General features: G+C 44.0%; 16 protein-coding genes. 6 read left to right on the top strand and 10 right to left on the bottom strand.

Features of this window, described 5'->3' with window-relative positions; translation table 11 throughout:
* Positions 1 to 56 precede the first annotated feature (56 nt).
* The 8 genes from secA to surE all read right to left on the bottom strand — a co-directional run bounded on the left by secA (position 57) and on the right by surE (position 9,652).
* Positions 57 to 2,849, bottom strand: coding sequence for a preprotein translocase subunit SecA (gene secA, locus FD723_RS16050; RefSeq protein WP_179066204.1), 2,793 nt, complete (start codon positions 2,847 to 2,849; stop codon positions 57 to 59).
* A gap of 313 nt (positions 2,850 to 3,162) precedes the next feature.
* Positions 3,163 to 3,756: a cytochrome C gene (locus FD723_RS16045; protein WP_179066203.1), complete on the bottom strand. Its 594-nt coding sequence runs from the start codon at positions 3,754 to 3,756 to the stop codon at positions 3,163 to 3,165.
* A gap of 187 nt (positions 3,757 to 3,943) precedes the next feature.
* A complete protein-coding gene (locus FD723_RS16040) occupies positions 3,944 to 4,309 on the bottom strand; it encodes a type II toxin-antitoxin system RelE/ParE family toxin (RefSeq protein WP_179066202.1) in 366 nt (121 codons plus the stop codon).
* Positions 4,299 to 4,556 (bottom strand): hypothetical protein, encoded by a 258-nt coding sequence (locus FD723_RS16035; RefSeq protein WP_179066201.1) that lies wholly within the window; start codon positions 4,554 to 4,556, stop codon positions 4,299 to 4,301. Before FD723_RS16035 ends, FD723_RS16040 begins: the two co-directional genes overlap by 11 nt.
* A 336-nt stretch (positions 4,557 to 4,892) precedes the next feature.
* Positions 4,893 to 5,801 (bottom strand): MoxR family ATPase, encoded by a 909-nt coding sequence (locus tag FD723_RS16030; protein ID WP_179066200.1) that lies wholly within the window; start codon positions 5,799 to 5,801, stop codon positions 4,893 to 4,895.
* A gap of 138 nt (positions 5,802 to 5,939) precedes the next feature.
* The gene (locus FD723_RS16025; protein ID WP_179066199.1) at positions 5,940 to 7,004 is read right to left on the bottom strand and encodes a bifunctional riboflavin kinase/FAD synthetase; all 1,065 of its coding nucleotides are present in this window, start codon (positions 7,002 to 7,004) and stop codon (positions 5,940 to 5,942) included.
* 665 nt (positions 7,005 to 7,669) lie between these two features.
* Positions 7,670 to 8,566 (bottom strand): MBL fold metallo-hydrolase, encoded by an 897-nt coding sequence (locus tag FD723_RS16020; protein WP_179066198.1) that lies wholly within the window; start codon positions 8,564 to 8,566, stop codon positions 7,670 to 7,672.
* 288 nt (positions 8,567 to 8,854) lie between these two features.
* Entirely contained in the window at positions 8,855 to 9,652 is a 798-nt protein-coding gene (surE, locus tag FD723_RS16015; protein ID WP_179069167.1) for a 5'/3'-nucleotidase SurE, read from the bottom strand.
* A gap of 365 nt (positions 9,653 to 10,017) precedes the next feature.
* Here surE and pheS point away from each other — a divergent pair, with 365 nt between their 5' ends.
* The 6 genes from pheS to FD723_RS15985 all read left to right on the top strand — a co-directional run bounded on the left by pheS (position 10,018) and on the right by FD723_RS15985 (position 13,750).
* Positions 10,018 to 11,010: a phenylalanine--tRNA ligase subunit alpha gene (gene pheS / locus FD723_RS16010; RefSeq protein WP_179066197.1), complete on the top strand. Its 993-nt coding sequence runs from the start codon at positions 10,018 to 10,020 to the stop codon at positions 11,008 to 11,010.
* Between the two features lie 292 nt (positions 11,011 to 11,302).
* On the top strand, positions 11,303 to 11,518 hold the full coding sequence (locus FD723_RS16005; protein ID WP_179066196.1) for a hypothetical protein: 216 nt from the start codon (positions 11,303 to 11,305) through the stop codon (positions 11,516 to 11,518).
* A gap of 125 nt (positions 11,519 to 11,643) precedes the next feature.
* Entirely contained in the window at positions 11,644 to 11,796 is a 153-nt protein-coding gene (locus FD723_RS42845; protein WP_256875194.1) for a hypothetical protein, read from the top strand.
* Positions 11,797 to 11,940: 144 nt separating this feature from the next.
* The gene (locus FD723_RS15995; protein ID WP_179069166.1) at positions 11,941 to 12,585 is read left to right on the top strand and encodes a Uma2 family endonuclease; all 645 of its coding nucleotides are present in this window, start codon (positions 11,941 to 11,943) and stop codon (positions 12,583 to 12,585) included.
* Positions 12,586 to 12,872: 287 nt separating this feature from the next.
* Positions 12,873 to 13,175: a hypothetical protein gene (locus FD723_RS15990; RefSeq protein ID WP_179066195.1), complete on the top strand. Its 303-nt coding sequence runs from the start codon at positions 12,873 to 12,875 to the stop codon at positions 13,173 to 13,175.
* Between the two features lie 101 nt (positions 13,176 to 13,276).
* Complete coding sequence (locus FD723_RS15985) at positions 13,277 to 13,750, top strand: hypothetical protein (protein ID WP_179066194.1); 474 nt, start codon at positions 13,277 to 13,279, stop codon at positions 13,748 to 13,750.
* A 57-nt stretch (positions 13,751 to 13,807) separates the two neighbouring features.
* On the opposite strand, the gene FD723_RS15980 is transcribed toward FD723_RS15985, so the two are convergent.
* The gene (locus FD723_RS15980) at positions 13,808 to 13,990 is read right to left on the bottom strand and encodes a hypothetical protein (RefSeq protein WP_179066193.1); all 183 of its coding nucleotides are present in this window, start codon (positions 13,988 to 13,990) and stop codon (positions 13,808 to 13,810) included.
* 117 nt (positions 13,991 to 14,107) lie between these two features.
* Positions 14,108 to 17,119 carry a UPF0182 family protein gene (locus FD723_RS15975; protein WP_179066192.1) on the bottom strand — a complete coding sequence of 1,004 codons (3,012 nt, stop codon included), beginning with the start codon at positions 17,117 to 17,119 and terminating at the stop codon, positions 14,108 to 14,110.
* Positions 17,120 to 17,122: the final 3 nt, after the last annotated feature.

Here is a 17,122-nt window from a genome sequence, read left to right as displayed (position 1 = left end):
GAGCTTTTAAGTTACTGGTTCCCTTTCCCCTTTCCCCTTTCCCCCTTTCCCTTTCTTCATACCATTTCAGAGGAAGCCTGCACCAGTGATTGAGGCTGAGGCTGGAACATAAACAACGAGTACACCACATCTCGGCGAATGTTAACCATCATATCCAAGAACAATTCATACCCCTCGCTCTTATACTCAATCAGCGGGTCTTTTTGTCCATAACCACGTAATCCCACCGATTCGCGCAAGGCATCCATTTGTTGCAGGTGTTCCCGCCACAGGGTATCAATGCGTTGCAAAATAAAGAAGCGTTCCGCTTGGCGCATCAGTCCGGGTTGAACTTGGTCAATCTGCGCTTCTTTGAGGTCGTAAGCAATTCGCACCTGTTCGTGGAGGAAGGCTTTAATCTCGCTGACGGTGATATCTTCTAATTGACTAGCTTGTAAATCTGCTAGTAGATAGACAAATTCTTTGACTTTCTCAACCAACTTTTCTAACTCCCACTCTTCCGAGGGTAAGTCTATGTTGATGTAGTAATCAACGATGTCATCCATCGTTTTTTCGGCGTATTTAATCACCTGTTCTTTCAAGTCTTGACCTTCTAGCACTCGGCGACGTTCAGCATAAATAGCACGACGTTGATTATTCATCACCTCGTCGTACTCAAATACCTGCTTCCGAATGTCGTAGTAGTAGGTTTCAACTTTTTTCTGGGCGCCTTCCAAACTGCGGGTAAGCATACCAGATTCGATGGGCATATCTTCTTCCACTTGGAAGGCATTCATTAATCCAGCAACGCGATCGCCACCAAAAATCCGTAGTAGATTATCCTCTAAACTAAGGAAGAATCTTGTGGTTCCGGGGTCGCCTTGTCGCCCTGCACGTCCGCGCAACTGGTTGTCAATCCGCCGCGATTCGTGGCGTTCTGTACCAATTACGTGCAAACCGCCAATTTCTACGACCTCATTGTGTTCGCGGGTCGTAAATTGTTCATACTCTCGCTTAACGTGGTTGTAGGCTTCCCGCAATTTCTGAATTACTGGGTCATCGATGGGAGCTTTTTCTGCTGCCACAGCTACCTTTTCTTCAGCTTCGAGTTCGGGTAAGCTACGTTCGCCATACTCACGCACTGCAATTTCTACTGCGTCTTTGAGTAGTTTTTCGGTTTCTTTGGTCAACTGGGTAGGGAAAATTTCTGGTGAAGCCCGCCAAGTTTTGACTTTTTTACCAGGAACAAAGCCTTGACCACCGCCGTGTCCTGTGGGTAATCCGGCTGCTCTTTGCACGCCAAAGCTATCTTCATCTTCTGGCTGGACAATGCGGGGCATGAAGTATTCCCGCAGCTTCAAACGCGCCATATATTCGGAGTTCCCACCCAAAATGATGTCTGTACCTCTACCAGCCATGTTAGTAGCAATGGTAACAGCACCCTTCCGTCCGGCTTGGGCGATGATTTCCGCCTCACGTTCGACGTTTTCGGGACGGGCGTTGAGTAATTCGTGAGGAATCTTTAAATCTTTCAATAGGCGACTGAGAAGTTCGGATTTTTCTACACTAGTGGTTCCCACTAATACAGGCCTGCCGAGTTCGTGCATTTCGGCACATTCTCTAGCGATCGCCCCCCACTTGCCTGGTTCTGTTTTGAACACCATATCAGACAAGTCTTCGCGTCGGCGATCGCGGTTGGTGGGAATTACCGCAACTTCGAGTTTGTAAATTTTTTCAAATTCCGGTTCTTCGGTTTTTGCCGTTCCTGTCATCCCACCGAGTTTGGGATACAGCAAGAACATATTTTGATAGGTAATTGTCGCTAGAGTTTGAGTTTCTGGCTGAATTTCTACGTGTTCTTTAGCTTCAATTGCCTGGTGTAATCCATCACTCCAACGCCTTCCGGCTAGCACCCGACCAGTAAATTCATCCACAATTACCACTTCCCCATTGCGGACGATGTAATTTACATCCTTGAGGAAAAGTTCTTTGGCTTTAATTGCATTGAAAACAAAGTGCGCCCAAGGATCTTCTGGGTCAAATAAATCTGTGACTCCTAAAAGATTTTCCGATTCAGCAAACCCTTCATCTGTCAATAGAACGTTACGAGCTTTTTCATCGACATCGTAATGTTCGTCTTTTTTAAGTGTGAATGCTATTTCAGCAGCTTGTAGATACTTTTCTGTAGGTCTTTCCACCTGCCCAGAAATAATCAGTGGTGTCCGCGCCTCATCAACTAAAATTGAGTCCACCTCGTCAATTACGCAATAATTAAACGGGCGTTGCACCACATCTGCCATTGATGTCGCCATGTTATCCCGCAGATAGTCGAAGCCGACCTCGCTGTTGGTAACATAAGTGATATCGCAGTCGTAGTTTTTCTGGCGTTCACTGGGAGTCATGCTTGCCTGAATTAGCCCTACACTCAGCCCCAAGAACCGATGCACCTGTCCCATCCATTCCGCATCCCGACGAGCCAGGTAATCGTTCACGGTGATGACGTGTACACCTTTACCAGTGAGGGCATTTAAATAACTTGGCAAGGTAGCAACTAGTGTTTTACCCTCGCCGGTTTTCATTTCGGCAATTTGCCCTACATGCAGAATGATACCGCCAAGGAGTTGGACATCAAAGTGCCGCAAGCCTAAGACTCGCCGTCCTGCTTCCCGAACAACGGCGTAAGCCTCTGGCAATATGTCATCCAAGGTTTCGCCTTTGGCGAGTCGTTGTTTAAATTCAACGGTTTTACCTTTTAATTCATGATCAGAAAGAGCCTTAATTTCTTCCTCTAAAAGGTTAATTTCAGTAACAGAAGGTTGGTATTTTTTAAGCTTACGAGCGTTGGGGTCGCCCAACAAAAGTTTTAGCATGGCAGGTTATAGAACTGAATCAAGGGGATGGGAATTACAGGGTTGGCATTGATTATAAACATTTAACCCAGCCTAACCGTCTTGGTCGTGGATGGGTTTGAAATGAGAATTACCGCAAAAACAGGAGAAAAACTATCCAATCAGTCTATTACAATGATTGGTTTTAACTCTTATCTTATATTTAGTCTTTCTTCATAGTATCATTTTGCCCCCAGATGGGGCCAGAGAGGGAGTGGGGGAATAGAGTTAGGAGTTATGAGTTATGAATTTTTCAACTCCTATACTCCTAACTTCGCACTCCTAACTTCTCTCTTCACTTCCACTCTGCTGTCAGGCGACGGAAATTGTAATCACTAGCACTGGGATGACAACTGACACAACTGCTAATCTGGACTGGACGTGGTAACTTCACTTTTGGATGCAAAGCTTTGAAATAACGCGAATTGTTGAGGCGATATGGCGTTTCTTCGTCGTCTAGCTGCACACGCGAGAAAGTCGAAAGATATTTCCACACCAATATGCGCGGCGGATCGACTAAAGGCTTGAGTTGTGCGCCGTAGTGCTGCGAATCTTGCAGAAGATTTTTCCAAGTTTGGGTAGGTAAAACTGCTGGTGGTAAGCCGATGTGGCATGTGGAGCAGTTTTCTAAATACAGTTCTTGTCCTAGTTTGTATTGTGCAGGTACTACGTCAACAGTGCCAATTTCGGCGGTGGGAGTAGCACTTTGGGCGTTAGTTGCCAAGGCTAGAAGCCAGCCCATAGCTAAACTCCAGGTTACAATTACCAGAAGTAAACCGAAAAATTGGCGTTTGAATTCACGTTCAGCGCTTTGCTGTAGCGCTTGGCGATCGCCTAAGAGTGATGGCGAAACGCGATCGCGGGTTTTGCGCTTAACAAAAATTGACATTCCTCACATTCCCAGATATTTAAAAGTGGCGCTTGTGCTAATCATAAGACTTACGCAGTATTGGTAGTGTTTTAAATTTTGCGTAAGTAGTTTTGGCAAGCAACGCATCTTTAACATATCCACAACAGTAATATAAATATTTATTCAGCGCACCACTGAGCTATGCAAGAAAAATTTCCTAGCAGTTTCAACTTTCCCCACTGTCAAAATCAGCTAAAATTTCTCGGATTTCATTTACACCAATATCTTCTCGGTCAGATTTTGAATAAATCGTTAGTAGCAAAATACTTGTAGGCGACTCCACTTGATAAATCAGTCGATATCCAACACTCTTACCTTTTTGGATATGACTGTTGCGAACTCTCACCTTGTAAATAATATACTCCTCACCAATGCCAGCAATGCGATTGCCGAAAAAATTTCCTTGCTGTAATTGCTCGATAATCGGTTGAACATCAGAGCGAATATTGCGAAATCTCTTTGAAAGGTCGCGCAGGTTGTGTTTGTATTCAGGAGTTAAATCGATGAATATTGATGGCTGTTCATTCGGCATCGATTCCCTCCCACATTTGAGATAGTGGCAGGCGTTGACCAGCTTTTGCTTGCTGCAAGGCTCTCCTCAAGCTAGCTTTAATCTCCTCAACGGGTGTATCATCAGGGTCAATCTCTTCTGCTTCTGCTTGTTCTGGAACCAACACAATCACCCGAACCTGATGAGGATAAGTGTTTCCCTGAATCGGCTCATCTAAAACTAGGTTTCCTTGAGAGTCAATCCTGCCAGTAACTTCAATCGCTTTCATCTTTTCTCTACCTGATTTTGTAGGAGATTCTAACACACTGAAATTCTGCCAATATCAGGAAACTGAAGTTAATATCTGCCAAGCAAATCCTTATTCAAATCTGACATAATCACTTTTTTGATCCTTGTTAAAAGCGGTGTCTAAGACAAGCAACACAAACAAATATCCTCCACAGCAAAAAATAGAGTTACCGCCACCCTGCATAGCGGTTTTTTAGTTCAAACACTTGTAGAGACGGCGATTTATCGCGTCTCAAAAACTCAAAAACCCACGATTTTGTACAGATAGCGCTTAACCCAAGTGTATTGTTTTTTAGTTCATCAAACTCACCTGAAATTAAGGAATAGAAACCGATCGCAATAATCGCTCCACAACAGTTCTGGAATTGCGTCCTCCTCTAGGGATAAGACGATGGCAAAGAACATGAGGGACGAGAAATTTTACATCATCAGGAATGACATAATCACGACCTAATAGAAAAGCTAGCGCTTGGGCAGCCCGTTGTAATGCTAATGTGCCGCGCGGACTGACACCAAGGGCGATTTCCTCATCTTGGCGTGTTGCCCGCACCAATTCGAGGATGTACTGTTGCAAGGAAGTTGCCACTTTTACTTGAGAACAGAGGTAACGCAATTCCTGTACTTCTGCCAAAGTAATGCAAGGCTGCAAATCAGCAACTTTTACACCCTTTTGGAGATTTTGCAGCATCAGGAGTTCTTCTCCCTCAGAAGGATAGCCCAAACTCAGGGACAACATAAACCGATCCATTTGCGCTTCTGGCAGAGGAAAAGTACCTTGATACTCGATCGGGTTTTGAGTTGCAATCACAAAAAAGGGCTGGGGAACTACACGAGAGACACCATCAACTGTTACCTGATATTCTTCCATAACTTCTAGCAACGCTGACTGAGTACGGGGTGTAGCGCGGTTGATTTCGTCAGCTAGTAATATATTGGCAAAGACTGGCCCAGGAAGATAAGTAAATTCGCCGCTTTTGGGGTTCCAGATGTTAGTACCAGTAATATCCGTTGGTAGTAAATCGGGGGTACATTGTAGCCGTTGAAACTTGCCATCCAGTGAACGAGCTAGGGATTTAGCAAGCAGGGTTTTACCAACTCCAGGGACATCTTCTAGGAGAGCATGACCACCACCTAAGAAGGCAACTAGCACTAAGCGTATTGCCTCAGCTTTGCCAACGATGGTAAGAGCTAGATTTTTTGTTAAAGCGTCGATTTTTTCTCTCATGCGTTGTAGGGAATGGGGAGTGGGGAGTGGGGAGTGGGGGAGCAGGGGAGCAGAGGAGAAGTTGCAGTAAGTTTTTTCCCTCTGCCCCTCTGCCCCTCCGCACCTCTGCCTCTTCCAATGCCCTATCTATTGTTCCCACTAAGCACCCAAAACTTCTCTAGCAACAACGCAGTCAAGTTGAATTTGTGTTTTCAGGGCTTCGAGAGAAGGAAATTTTTGTTCAGGGCGCAAAAATTTAACTAGCTGCACAACTAGTTTTTTGCCATACAAATCACCAGACCAATCAAATAAATGTACTTCCGCAGATGAATAAGTACCATTTACAGTTGGGCGATTGCCGATATTCATTACGCCCAAGTTCTCACTAGGAGCGGTGTCTGATATTTCGCTGAGAGTGAAAACGCGGACAGCATAGACTCCTTGGCGGGGCAAAAACTTGTCTTTTGGTAGTTGGAGGTTGGCGGTGGGAAAGCCAATTGTTCTGCCCAATTGTTGACCTTGAATGACATCACCAAGGAGAGTGTAAGGGCGTCCTAGTAGTAGATTTGCGTTTTCGATGTCGCCATGCTCAAGGGTTTGACGGATCAATGAAGTGCTAATGCGGGCATCTTGAGTCTGAGTAGTACTGACGCAACTACTTTCGATGGGCGATTCACCTGTATAAGTTTGTAAGGGAACGATAGTAACGGGAATATTGTGTTTGGCGGCGAGTAATTGCAAATCTTTAGCAGTACCACTACGCTTTTCGCCGAAACAAAAATCCTGCCCGATACTAATTTGTTGGCATCGCAGCTGTTGCACAAGAATTTTTTCGACGAATTCTTCGGGGTTCAGTGCAGATAATTCTTTGTCAAAGGGTAATAGTACCAGTTGTTCTACCCCAAGCGATCGCAATTGTTGGACTTTTTCATCCAGTGGCGTTAGCAAAGTCCGGGGTTGCCCCGTAAAGAATTCCTGTGGATGGGGGTCAAAGGTGACAACTGTTGAGTAGGTATATTCTTGATTTGCCAGTTGATTTTCCTTTGACTGCCGACTACTGGCTACTGACAAGTTACCACCAGCGTGCAAGACTGGTTGAATTACTCTTTGATGCCCAAGATGAACACCATCAAACTTGCCAAGGGCAACAGCAGTCGGCGTTAGCAGCCCTTCGCTTGAAGAAGCAACCCGCACAGAACACCCATTTTTAGACAAATTTAGCACGTGGATTCTGAGATTTTAGGTTTATTTTAGCTATCAGCAGGAAGCTACCCTATGGTAAACCGCTTTGAATTGGGGACTGGGGAAGATAAGTATGAGGATTCATACCCCAAGTAAATCTTAAAAGAATTTATTCACCAGCATACAGTACCCAATAGCCAGTCTTGGAGCGCTCATTCCTGAGGCAGTGCGGTCTTCTCACAAAGAGATTTGCCCAAGTGGATCAACTGCCATCCCTAGCTTGCTGGAAAGGAATGGGCGCGACCTGTTGAGGAGGACAGCTTTTGTAGATCGTCTGAACTTCCACCAAATACATCTGAGGTTTTGTGCTATCAGCCAAAAGCCTAACCCAAAGAAAGTTGCCCAAGATGATTTCTTAGCTTTACAGCTAATTGCTAAGTCCAGATAATCCCAAATACTAGAGCTAAAAAGGCTCTAGTTTCGTCTTGAGACTTACCCAGAGCATCAGCCGCAAGAGAGGTCATCTGTGGGTGTCTGGGCTGTGTTGGTGAATCGATAAACTGTTTCCTCCTGTTGTCGTCCCGATCCCGTGGCGTTTTGACAACTCTAAGCAGCGCTGTCTCAGCGTGCAATAGGTACGCGATCGCGCTGAAAGCTTCTGATCACCAATCTAATCTAAAAATCTCCAATTCCTCCGATCGCAATCTTTAGGTAGAAAACTTACTAACAGGAAAAGATTCTGATAAGGCTACTGAGGTTGGAATCTGAAGCACCAATCCTTCCCGTGCCATAATAGCGCCAGGAAATTTTGCAGCGGCTTGTTTGCCTACACGATCCAAAAAGTCGTCATCATGCGCTGGATCGTGGTGGTAAATCACCAGAGTTTTGACGTTAGCAGCTTGTGCCACTTTCACAGCTTCTTGCCAGGTAGAATGTCCCCAGCCAATTCTTGGGGATTTTGGGGAGTGGTATTCCTCGTCTGTATAGGTAGAATCGTAAATTAAGATGTCGGCATTACGAGCTAGCCACAGCACATTATCATCGAGTCGATCGGGAAAATGTTCGGTATCAGTGATGTAAGCAGCAGCACCACCACGCCAATTGACACGGTATCCTACGGCTTCACCTGGATGATTTAAAGGTGCTGTTTCTACGGTAACGTCATCGATGTGGATTGGTTGCCCCGGTCGAATGTCGTAGAAATTTAAATTGGCCTGCATAATCTGCAAGGGTACGGGGAAATTCGGGTGTAACATTTGATCGTTGAGGCGCTGTTCTATGGTAGAACCATCAGGTGCGATCGCCCCGTAGATATGAAAGTCATTACCCTTCACAAACCCTGGGGTAAAGAAGGGAAAACCCTGCATGTGATCCCAGTGAGAGTGGGTAAAAAATATGTGAGCTTCTAACGGCATTTGGCGCAACATAGATTGCCCCAAAACATGTAGTCCTGTGCCAGCATCGAAAATTAAGCGCTTATCGCCCGCTTGCATTGATATGCAAGGGGTATTACCGCCGTAACGAACGGTGTGTGGCCCTGGACTGGGGATGCTGCCGCGGACGCCCCAAAATTGTACGGTAAATTGGTTCTCTATCCTAGACATGGGTGTTGCTTGCTGGACTGAGCGGGCGATAATTTGGAAGAATTTTTACTTATTTTGTCTAAGTTTATGCTGTCTCACCGATTTTGCTAGAGGGAGGATTTCTTGGTAAAACAGCATACCCTGTTTCTGGTTGATTGTGTAAATGTGAATGAAATACTGTCAGTTAGAATTTTCCAGTTTTTGGGGTGGATGTGTATCGCTTATTTCAAGAGTGCCCCTACGTTATAGCCTACATTTTTCTATGATGCATTTACACAACCCCAGTTTTGTCCTGATAAATCAGATGATTCAAGGAAAATTGAATTCCCACTCAGATAATTTATCTAGTCCATCTGCGTATGTAAGATTGTATTGTAACGGCGTTACACTGATGTAGTTTTTACGCACAACCTGCACGTCTGTCGGTACATTTTGAGGCAAGTTTAATCCTGTTGGGGGTTCCACGTCTTCAGTTACCTCTCCGGTTAGCCAGTAGTACGTTTTTCCACGAGGATCAACTCGTTTATCAAATACATCAATGTAACGCCGTATTCCTTGACGAGTGAGAGTAACACCGGCAATTTCTTCCCACTTGACCGCAGGAATATTGACATTGAGCAACATCAAATCTGGCAGCGGTTTTTGGGCTAACTGGTCTACGAGAATTTTGGCAAACTTCGCAGCAGGTTGAAAGTCTTTCGATGTGTGACTCATAAGACTGAGGGCTACACTGGGAATGCCTTCAATTAGACCTTCCATTGCCGCAGAAACAGTACCGGAATACAAGATTTCAGTTCCCAAATTCGCACCTTGATTAATGCCAGAGAGAACCAAATCGGGGGGAGTCGGGAGTAAAGCCCACAGCGCTAGTTTGACGCAATCTGAAGGTGTACCATCGCAAGCCCAAGCTTTGATAGCAGGATGAAAAATCCCTTCAACAATTTCGGCACGAATGGGTTGCTGTAAAGTTAACCCGTGTCCAGTTGCCGATCGCTCTCGATCTGGACAAACTACACTCACATCATGACCGGCCTCTGCCAAGTAATTGGCTAGGGTACGAATCCCTAAGGCAGAAATGCCGTCATCGTTGCTAATTAGTAATTTCATAGTCATTGGTCATTGGTCATTAGTCATTAGTCATTGGTCATTAGTTATTTGTTATTTGTTATTAGCCATTTGTCAATGTCTGAAGTCACAAGCAGCAAAAAAACATGGATACTCACTAGTACACTGTGGCAGAAGTTTGCTTACTTTTAAGACAAGTTGCTCAATCTCCAAGTCTTGTTAACTGGGATGTTAGGCGGATTTTTGCGCCCACTTTACTAGCCCAACCTCTCTAACTGATAAACAGAGGTTTAATTTCGACTCTCATCTTTAGCTGATGTTAATGGATATGACTGTAAGTTTATTTATCGACCAGTTCACAGCTTTTGACTATAGACTAATGACTAAAGACCAATGACTAATAACTAATGACTAGCAATTTAGAAGCTCAACTTTTAGCACTGCGGCAAGAAGGAGAAAAAGCGATCGCAGCCGCCGACACCCTAGAACGTCTGGAAGAACTCAGAGTTAACTATCTGGGTAAGAAAGGGGAACTAGGGGCACTGTTGCGAAGTATGGGGCAAATGAGCGCAGAGGAACGACCGAAAATTGGTGCGATCGCCAATACAGTCAAAGAATCCCTGCAAACTAGTCTAGACCAGCAACGTGCTACCTTAGAAGCCGCACAAATTCAGGTACAGCTAGAGGCGGAAACTCTGGATGTGACTATGCCGGGAATTTACAGCCCCCAAGGTCGCATTCATCCCCTCAATGGCATTATCGATCGGGCACTGGATATCTTTGTTGGTATGGGCTACACCGTGGCTCAAGGGCCAGAGATGGAAACAGATTACTACAATTTCGAGGCTCTCAATACCCCGCCCGACCACCCCGCCCGTGATATGCAAGATACCTTCTATCTGCCAGATGGGAATCTTTTACGTACTCACACCTCATCAGTGCAAATTCGTTACATGGAAAGAGAAGAACCACCAATTCGGGTTGTGGCTCCAGGGCGAGTTTATCGGCGAGATAATGTAGACGCGACTCACTCAGCAGTTTTCCATCAAATAGAACTTTTAGCCATTGACGAGGGACTAACTTTTACAGACCTCAAAGGCACAATTAAAGTATTTTTACAAGCAATATTTGGCGATTTACCTATTCGTTTTCGCGCCAGTTATTTCCCGTTTACTGAACCCTCTGCTGAGGTAGATTTGCAGTGGAATGGACGGTGGCTAGAGGTGATGGGCTGCGGTATGGTCGATCCAAATGTACTTAAGTCTGTGGGTTATGATCCAGAAGTTTATACAGGGTTTGCTGCTGGTTTTGGTGTAGAACGGTTTGCAATGGTGTTACACCAAATTGATGATATTCGCCGCTTGTATGCTAGTGATTTGCGATTTTTGCAGCAATTTTAGGACTTATGTAATAGTTATGTATTATTGAAGAAGAAGTCAGAATTCAGGAGTCAGAATCAAGACGCTCGGTCGCGTAGCGTGTCGCAGACAAGACTCGCTAACGCAACGCTTACAGCCGGGGATTCAGATCCGCGACTTTCTTGTTTACCACCAAATCGAAAATTTGGTGGGGGTGCAAAAACGCCGATTATTCAGACGCGACTAGAAAATACTCGCTACCGCTGCACTATCCGCCAGTCATACAGAAAACATTGCTGAATTCTGACTCCTGACTCCTGAATTCTGTTCGATAATGACTTCATTCTCCAGGTTAGATCAAGTTCTAGAAAGCATCGAAGACTTATCAGTAGATGAACAAGAAACACTAATTGATCTGATACGTCACCGGCTGGCAGAACGGCGGCGTTCTGCAATTGCTGCTAATATCGCTCAAGCACAGGTAGAATACCAGACGGGTAAAGTTTTCCGTGGAACCGTTACTCAGATAATTGATGAGTTACGTAAGTGAAAACTGTAGTCCTGGCATCCTCCTTTAAACGAGCATTTAAGCGATTGATAGGACGACAGCCGCAATTACAAGAGTGAATTGAAGAGCGGTTAGCATTACTAACCGCCGATCCATTTGATCCACTGTTGCAGACCCATAAACTTAAGGGCAAACTCTCTGGAGCTTGGGCGTGTTCAGTGGACTATGATTGTCATATTGTTTTTAACTTTGTGCAAAATATAGAATCTGGTGAAGAGGAAATTTTGCTAATTGATATCGGCACTCATGATGAAGTTTAGTAATTTTTAGGTCTGTTATAGTGTTTTGCTAATGTGAGCAAATCATTTTCTTTTAAAGCTTCTCAAACTGATTGAGAGAGGATTAATGCAATGCAAGATGAGGACGTTGATCTTTCTGACATTCCAGAAGTGACTGAAGAACAGATGAAGCAAGCGGTGCTGGGGGTTGGCGGAAAACTTACGGAACTGAGTCAACAGCTTGGTAAACGTCTAACCCTTGAAGAATATTTGAAGTATGAAGATCGCACGGATAATCAATATGAGCTAGTGGCAGGTGAGTTAGTTGCAATGCCACCCGAAAGCCCAAAAAATGTCCAGATATCTCTATTTTTGCTAGTCAATTTCCTCAAGTTCACCTCGTTCAATCGGTTAAGTAATAAAGTTGAAATTATTGTTGCTGGTTCTCGTGCGACAACTCGCATTCCTGACTTAGTTGTGCTGACGGATGAACTCGCAGCAGCCTTAGAAGGCGCAACGCGATCCACAATTACCTTGGATATGCCGCCTCCAGCATTAGTTGTCGAAGTAGTTTCTCCTGGCAAAGCTAACGCAGATCGGGATTATCGCTACAAACGTTCCGAGTATGCAGCAAGGGGAATTGCTGAATATTGGATTGTTGACCCCCAAAGAAATGCAGTTACCGTACTGATATTAGTTGACGGGTTTTATGAAGAAACCAGATTTGCCGGAAATGCTGCGATCGCATCTACTATCTTCCCAGAGTTACAGCTAACCGCAGAGCAAATACTTAATGCTAGAGAAAACAATGTGGGTGATGCCATCTCTTAGCTTAAATTATACAGAAAAACTTGGATGTCCTTTGGCTGAGTTTATTGATATATCTAGGTTTAGGCTATCCTAATCAATCGGTTTGAGCGTAGGCGTAGCCCGCCGTAGGTATCGCACAGCCTTTTTTCTACGGGAGGCTGCACCAACAAATTACCCGACGACTGAATCCCCTTCTCAAATAGCCGATAACTGATACACTATATTATAAGAGGTATCTGAAGTGTCATACTTAAATAATATCACCAGATAATCTTTGCATCCTTAACACGTTTTAACGTGTATAACCCATGAAAAATACTTCAGATTTAATTCTAGAATTTGAAAAACTATTCAGACAAAAATTACAACTAAATAATTGTAAGCTCAGAAAGAAAAGACAAGAGAATAATTATGAAATTATTACTCCAGCTAAAGACATTTTTTTGATGTATTGGTCTGAATTTCCAGAAGTGAATTTAATATATCAAGCTGTAGGAGTACGCACTCAGCAGACTGGAGTCTACGAGCGAGCTATCCGTTCGCACATTAGTTGTTGTTTAAGTAGTATCCAGGAAAATCCTACTTCTGAATCACCATTATTGGTGAAATAACTATACTCAGCTAACACAGAGAAAATTTACTAAACTCTCGTTAGTTACCTGACAACACTAGCGAGAGTTGACACCAAAAATCTGTTGATCGAGAGATAAAAATGCAAGCCGAAAAAAATCAAGATCGAGATCAGCTAGATTATAAAACCTTGTTAGCCAATGCAAAACAAGCCTTAAAACTTGAATATCAGAAATCATCGGCTTTAGCCTCCCAACTGCAAGCCACAAAAACTCAGTTAGAACAAGTTCAGACTGAAAATAAAACTTTGAGGGAAAGTGCTTATGAAGATGTAATTAGGCACTTTGAGGCACGTACTCAAGCAGCAGAAGCACTAGCGCTAAAAACAGAAGTACGCCAAAAGTTCCTTGAAGCCAATGGTTGTAAGGATGATGAGAGCTTTGATACTCTATGGGATAGCATTAAAAATAAGATTCAGATCCAAGATGGTGAAGTGAGAATCGTTGCTCAAAATGGCACTCCTAAGTTCACCTTAACAGGCAGTATGATGACTTTGAGGGATTTTATTCAATCCCTCAAACAAGACCCAATCTCTAGAAAGTTTTTCTTGAATTAGAGAGCCAAATTAATTAAAATCTCTCGTTACAAGAAGATTAAGGATTGTAGCAAAAAACTATTCATCTTCGTCTCCTGGTGGTCTTTCGCTCTCGCTTTGTTGGGCGTTCCACTCCAAAACAATGCGCTCCAACATCTCAGACTGCGTACAGTTATTAACATTGGCGTACATTTTAATCAACTGTCTCACTTCAGGATTAATGTGACGGATTTCTAGTTGGTTATTTTGTAGCATGTCCATTAACTTTTAGTGTCTATTACATTATGTTGAACATTAAACTATGTCTGTTGCAATAAATTTTGTTAATGGCAATCTCTGACTATTGTCAGCTATGTAACGATTTAGTCTTAAAATTATTTAACCTGGCGGGGCTGCTTCTTCAAAGGGACGGATAATTGCCGGCGCTGGTGTAACTTCTGGTTTAAAAATTCCCTGCAATGCTTGTTCTAAGGTTTGTGCCATGACAATCCGGTTTTCGTAAGCCACCACTACCCGTACTAAAGTTGGCAAACTATTCTGCGTGGCTTCTAGATAGATTGGCTCGACATATAGCAGCGATTGGTCAATGGGAATTACTAGGAGATTGCCTTGAATAGCTCTCGATCCCTGGCGATTCCACAGGGAAATTTGCTGTGAAATTACTGGGTCTTGGTTAATTCGCGCCTCGATTTGCTCTGTTCCATAAACCAGGCGTTCTTTAGGAAAGACATACAAGACTAGCCTACCATAGTTCTTGCCATCCGATCGCGCGGCTAGCCAAGCGATTAAATTAGTCCGTTGTTTGGGAGTATAGGGGAGAAGTAGAATAAATTCTTCTCTGCGGGAGGATTCCCCAACAAAAGGTACTGTGGGTAGACTAGTAGTTAAATAATACGGCTCTACCGGTCGAGGTTCACTGCCATAGATTTCGTTGGGGATTTGCCACTGGTCTTCCCGATTGTAAAATACCTGAGGATCAGTCATGTGGTAAGTCATCAACCGCTCAGATTGAATTTTAAAAAAGTCCACCGGATAACGGGTATGACTGCGGAGATTGACTGGCATTTTACTGAGCGGTTTGAACATTTTGGGAAATATCGCTGCCCAAGTGGCAATGATCGGATCGCTTGAATCGGCAATATAAAAGTTAACAGTGCCGTTGTAAGCATCAATCACGACTTTGATAGAATTGCGAATGTAGTTGATACCATCGCTACCAGTGTCAGAGTAAGGATAGCGATCGCTCGTTGTATAGGCATCAGCAATCCAGTAAAGATAACTGGGATTACTGGGAAAATCTTGATTAGCAGCAGCAGCGACTAAATAAGGATCGCTGTCAAATTTCAGAAAGGGTGCGATCGCTTGAATTCTTTGCTTAACATTCCGTCGCAGTAGCAATTTTGTCTCTGGCAAAAAGTCCCGCGTTAGCACCATTTGCCAATCTTTCAAATACATGGCAAATAGCCAGCGCCGCCATGCTGAACCGATTTCAACGCCACCTAGTCCATCGTAAGAGTTGTAAACATTGTCACTTCCACTAGGGTAGTCTAGCTCTCTAACTCTTGTGCCAGTCATCACATAGCTATTAGTAATCTCACCGTAATAAATCCGGGGTTGCCCAATGGGAATGCTTTGACGAATGGCTTCACTGGAAGTTGTGAGGGCGCTACTATCACCGCTAATATCTTTAACAAAATATTCTGGTAGCCCACCCGGACCAACTGTATTAACTGGGCTAACAGTAAACCCAAAACCGTGGGTATAAATTAAATGGCGGTTTACCCATGTTTGAGCTTCCTGTGGCACTGCACTGTAGTCTAATTCTCTAGCAGCAATCAATACTTGCCGCCTTTCTGTAGATTCTACTGCTTCCTGTGGCTCTATCGTTTTTTGCGGAGTAGGTGGTCGGCGTGAAGTGATATCTGTTACTAAAGTGTATCGGTCGATATCAGCATCAGGGAACCGATAATATGGCCGAATTTGTTGCAGTTGACGGTTAGTTTCTAACAGTGGCCGCTGATCCCAAAGGCGAATATTCCGAATTGTCAAGTTATTCTTTTGAATATCTGCTTCAGTCAATGTTCCTTGCGGGTTGAAAGTTTTAGCATCGATCGCCTCTAAATCAAATGCTTGGCGAGTCAAGGCGATAGTACGCTGAATATAGGGTTGCTCTCGTTGCAACTCATTCGGCTGGACAATTAAATATTGCACTACAGTAGGTAGAACAATGCCAGCTATTGCAACTAATAAGAGATAAACCCCTAAGCTATAAAATACCAAGCGGCGATGCTGAGATTTTGATCGCCAGAAAAATGTTCGCCAAAGTAGGTAATAGGCGATCGCCACTGCCAAGATGCACAAGACAGTGTAAGCTGGCAACTGGGCTGTGACATCGGTATAGCTGGCCCCATAACTGACTCCCCGGCTAGAATACACGAGTTCATAGCGACTTAGCCAATAACTCAGAGCCACCACCAGCATCAATAAACCACCCATACCATATAAATGGCGCTGCTGCTGGGGCGAAAAACCGGGGAAAATTCCCTGACTTAAACTGTTTCCTGAAAGGAGATAAGTGAGAGTAACGGCGATGAAGCCATACAAACATAATCCCATCAGCCAGAGTTCTAACAGTTCCCAAAAAGGTAAAGAAAATACGTAAAAGCTGATATCTCGACCAAATAAAGGCTCAGTGCTGTTGAAAGGAGTAGGGTGGAAATATTGCAGCACCTTTGGCCAGTGTTGGAAGAGGATGAATGCAAAAATAGGACTGAACAAAATTGCGATCGCAGTTAATAAAAATTGAGGATAGATTAAGATTGCGATCGCTACTCCCCCTATTAAGCCCAGATACGAGACTTGAGAGATAATCTGCCTCAATAGTTGCCAGATTGTCTCTGGTCGAAAAAGTGCGGGAATGGTTAGATTAGCCTGATTAACGGGAGAATGCCAATAGGCAAGAGCAATTTGACCATAGTGGGCTAAAATTAACCCGATTAACAAGCTCAGTACCAAAGCTACAGGTAACAACCAGCGCAATCTCAATGTTTGAAAGCGTTGTGGCGCAAGTCTTTGGCTTTCGTTACGTCTTCGATAATCAGGACTGAGGAAATTTGTTAATTCACTGCCAAGTTGTGCTGACTCAATCTTTGGAGACTGGGGATATTTTAGCCGCTGTGCTAAAGCCAAGTTTAGCAGTAGATACGCAGCAGTTATGCCAGCCACCACTACCCACAAAACCCCACCAGTCATCACCCTCAATAGAAATACTGGGAGATAGCCGACTTCCTGAAACCAAAAAATCTCTGCTCCCAAACGAGAACCCAAATTCAATAGTATTAACAGCCCGAAGAATCCGATTAATAGTCTAAAGCCCCATTTCCGATACATTCC

The organism is Nostoc sp. C052 (assembly GCF_013393905.1).
In the GTDB taxonomy this organism is placed as follows: Bacteria; Cyanobacteriota; Cyanobacteriia; order Cyanobacteriales; family Nostocaceae; genus Nostoc.
The sequence above is the reverse complement of the archived record's forward strand: the minus strand, read 5'-3'. Positions and strand labels throughout refer to the sequence as shown.

Bases quoted from the DNA above. Each gene is read 5' to 3' on its own strand.
- secA (WP_179066204.1), bottom strand. From the start codon at position 2,849: ATGCTAAAACTTTTGTTGGGCGACCCCAACGCTCGTAAGCTTAAAAAA.
- FD723_RS16045 (WP_179066203.1), bottom strand. From the start codon at position 3,756: ATGTCAATTTTTGTTAAGCGCAAAACCCGCGATCGCGTTTCGCCATCA.
- FD723_RS16040 (WP_179066202.1), bottom strand. From the start codon at position 4,309: ATGCCGAATGAACAGCCATCAATATTCATCGATTTAACTCCTGAATAC.
- FD723_RS16035 (WP_179066201.1), bottom strand. From the start codon at position 4,556: ATGAAAGCGATTGAAGTTACTGGCAGGATTGACTCTCAAGGAAACCTA.
- FD723_RS16030 (WP_179066200.1), bottom strand. From the start codon at position 5,801: ATGAGAGAAAAAATCGACGCTTTAACAAAAAATCTAGCTCTTACCATC.
- FD723_RS16020 (WP_179066198.1), bottom strand. From the start codon at position 8,566: ATGTCTAGGATAGAGAACCAATTTACCGTACAATTTTGGGGCGTCCGC.
- surE (WP_179069167.1), bottom strand. From the start codon at position 9,652: ATGAAATTACTAATTAGCAACGATGACGGCATTTCTGCCTTAGGGATT.
- pheS (WP_179066197.1), top strand. From the start codon at position 10,018: ATGACTAGCAATTTAGAAGCTCAACTTTTAGCACTGCGGCAAGAAGGA.
- FD723_RS16005 (WP_179066196.1), top strand. From the start codon at position 11,303: ATGACTTCATTCTCCAGGTTAGATCAAGTTCTAGAAAGCATCGAAGAC.
- FD723_RS15995 (WP_179069166.1), top strand. From the start codon at position 11,941: ATGAAGCAAGCGGTGCTGGGGGTTGGCGGAAAACTTACGGAACTGAGT.
- FD723_RS15990 (WP_179066195.1), top strand. From the start codon at position 12,873: ATGAAAAATACTTCAGATTTAATTCTAGAATTTGAAAAACTATTCAGA.
- FD723_RS15985 (WP_179066194.1), top strand. From the start codon at position 13,277: ATGCAAGCCGAAAAAAATCAAGATCGAGATCAGCTAGATTATAAAACC.
- FD723_RS15980 (WP_179066193.1), bottom strand. From the start codon at position 13,990: ATGGACATGCTACAAAATAACCAACTAGAAATCCGTCACATTAATCCT.
- FD723_RS15975 (WP_179066192.1), bottom strand. From the start codon at position 17,119: ATGTATCGGAAATGGGGCTTTAGACTATTAATCGGATTCTTCGGGCTG.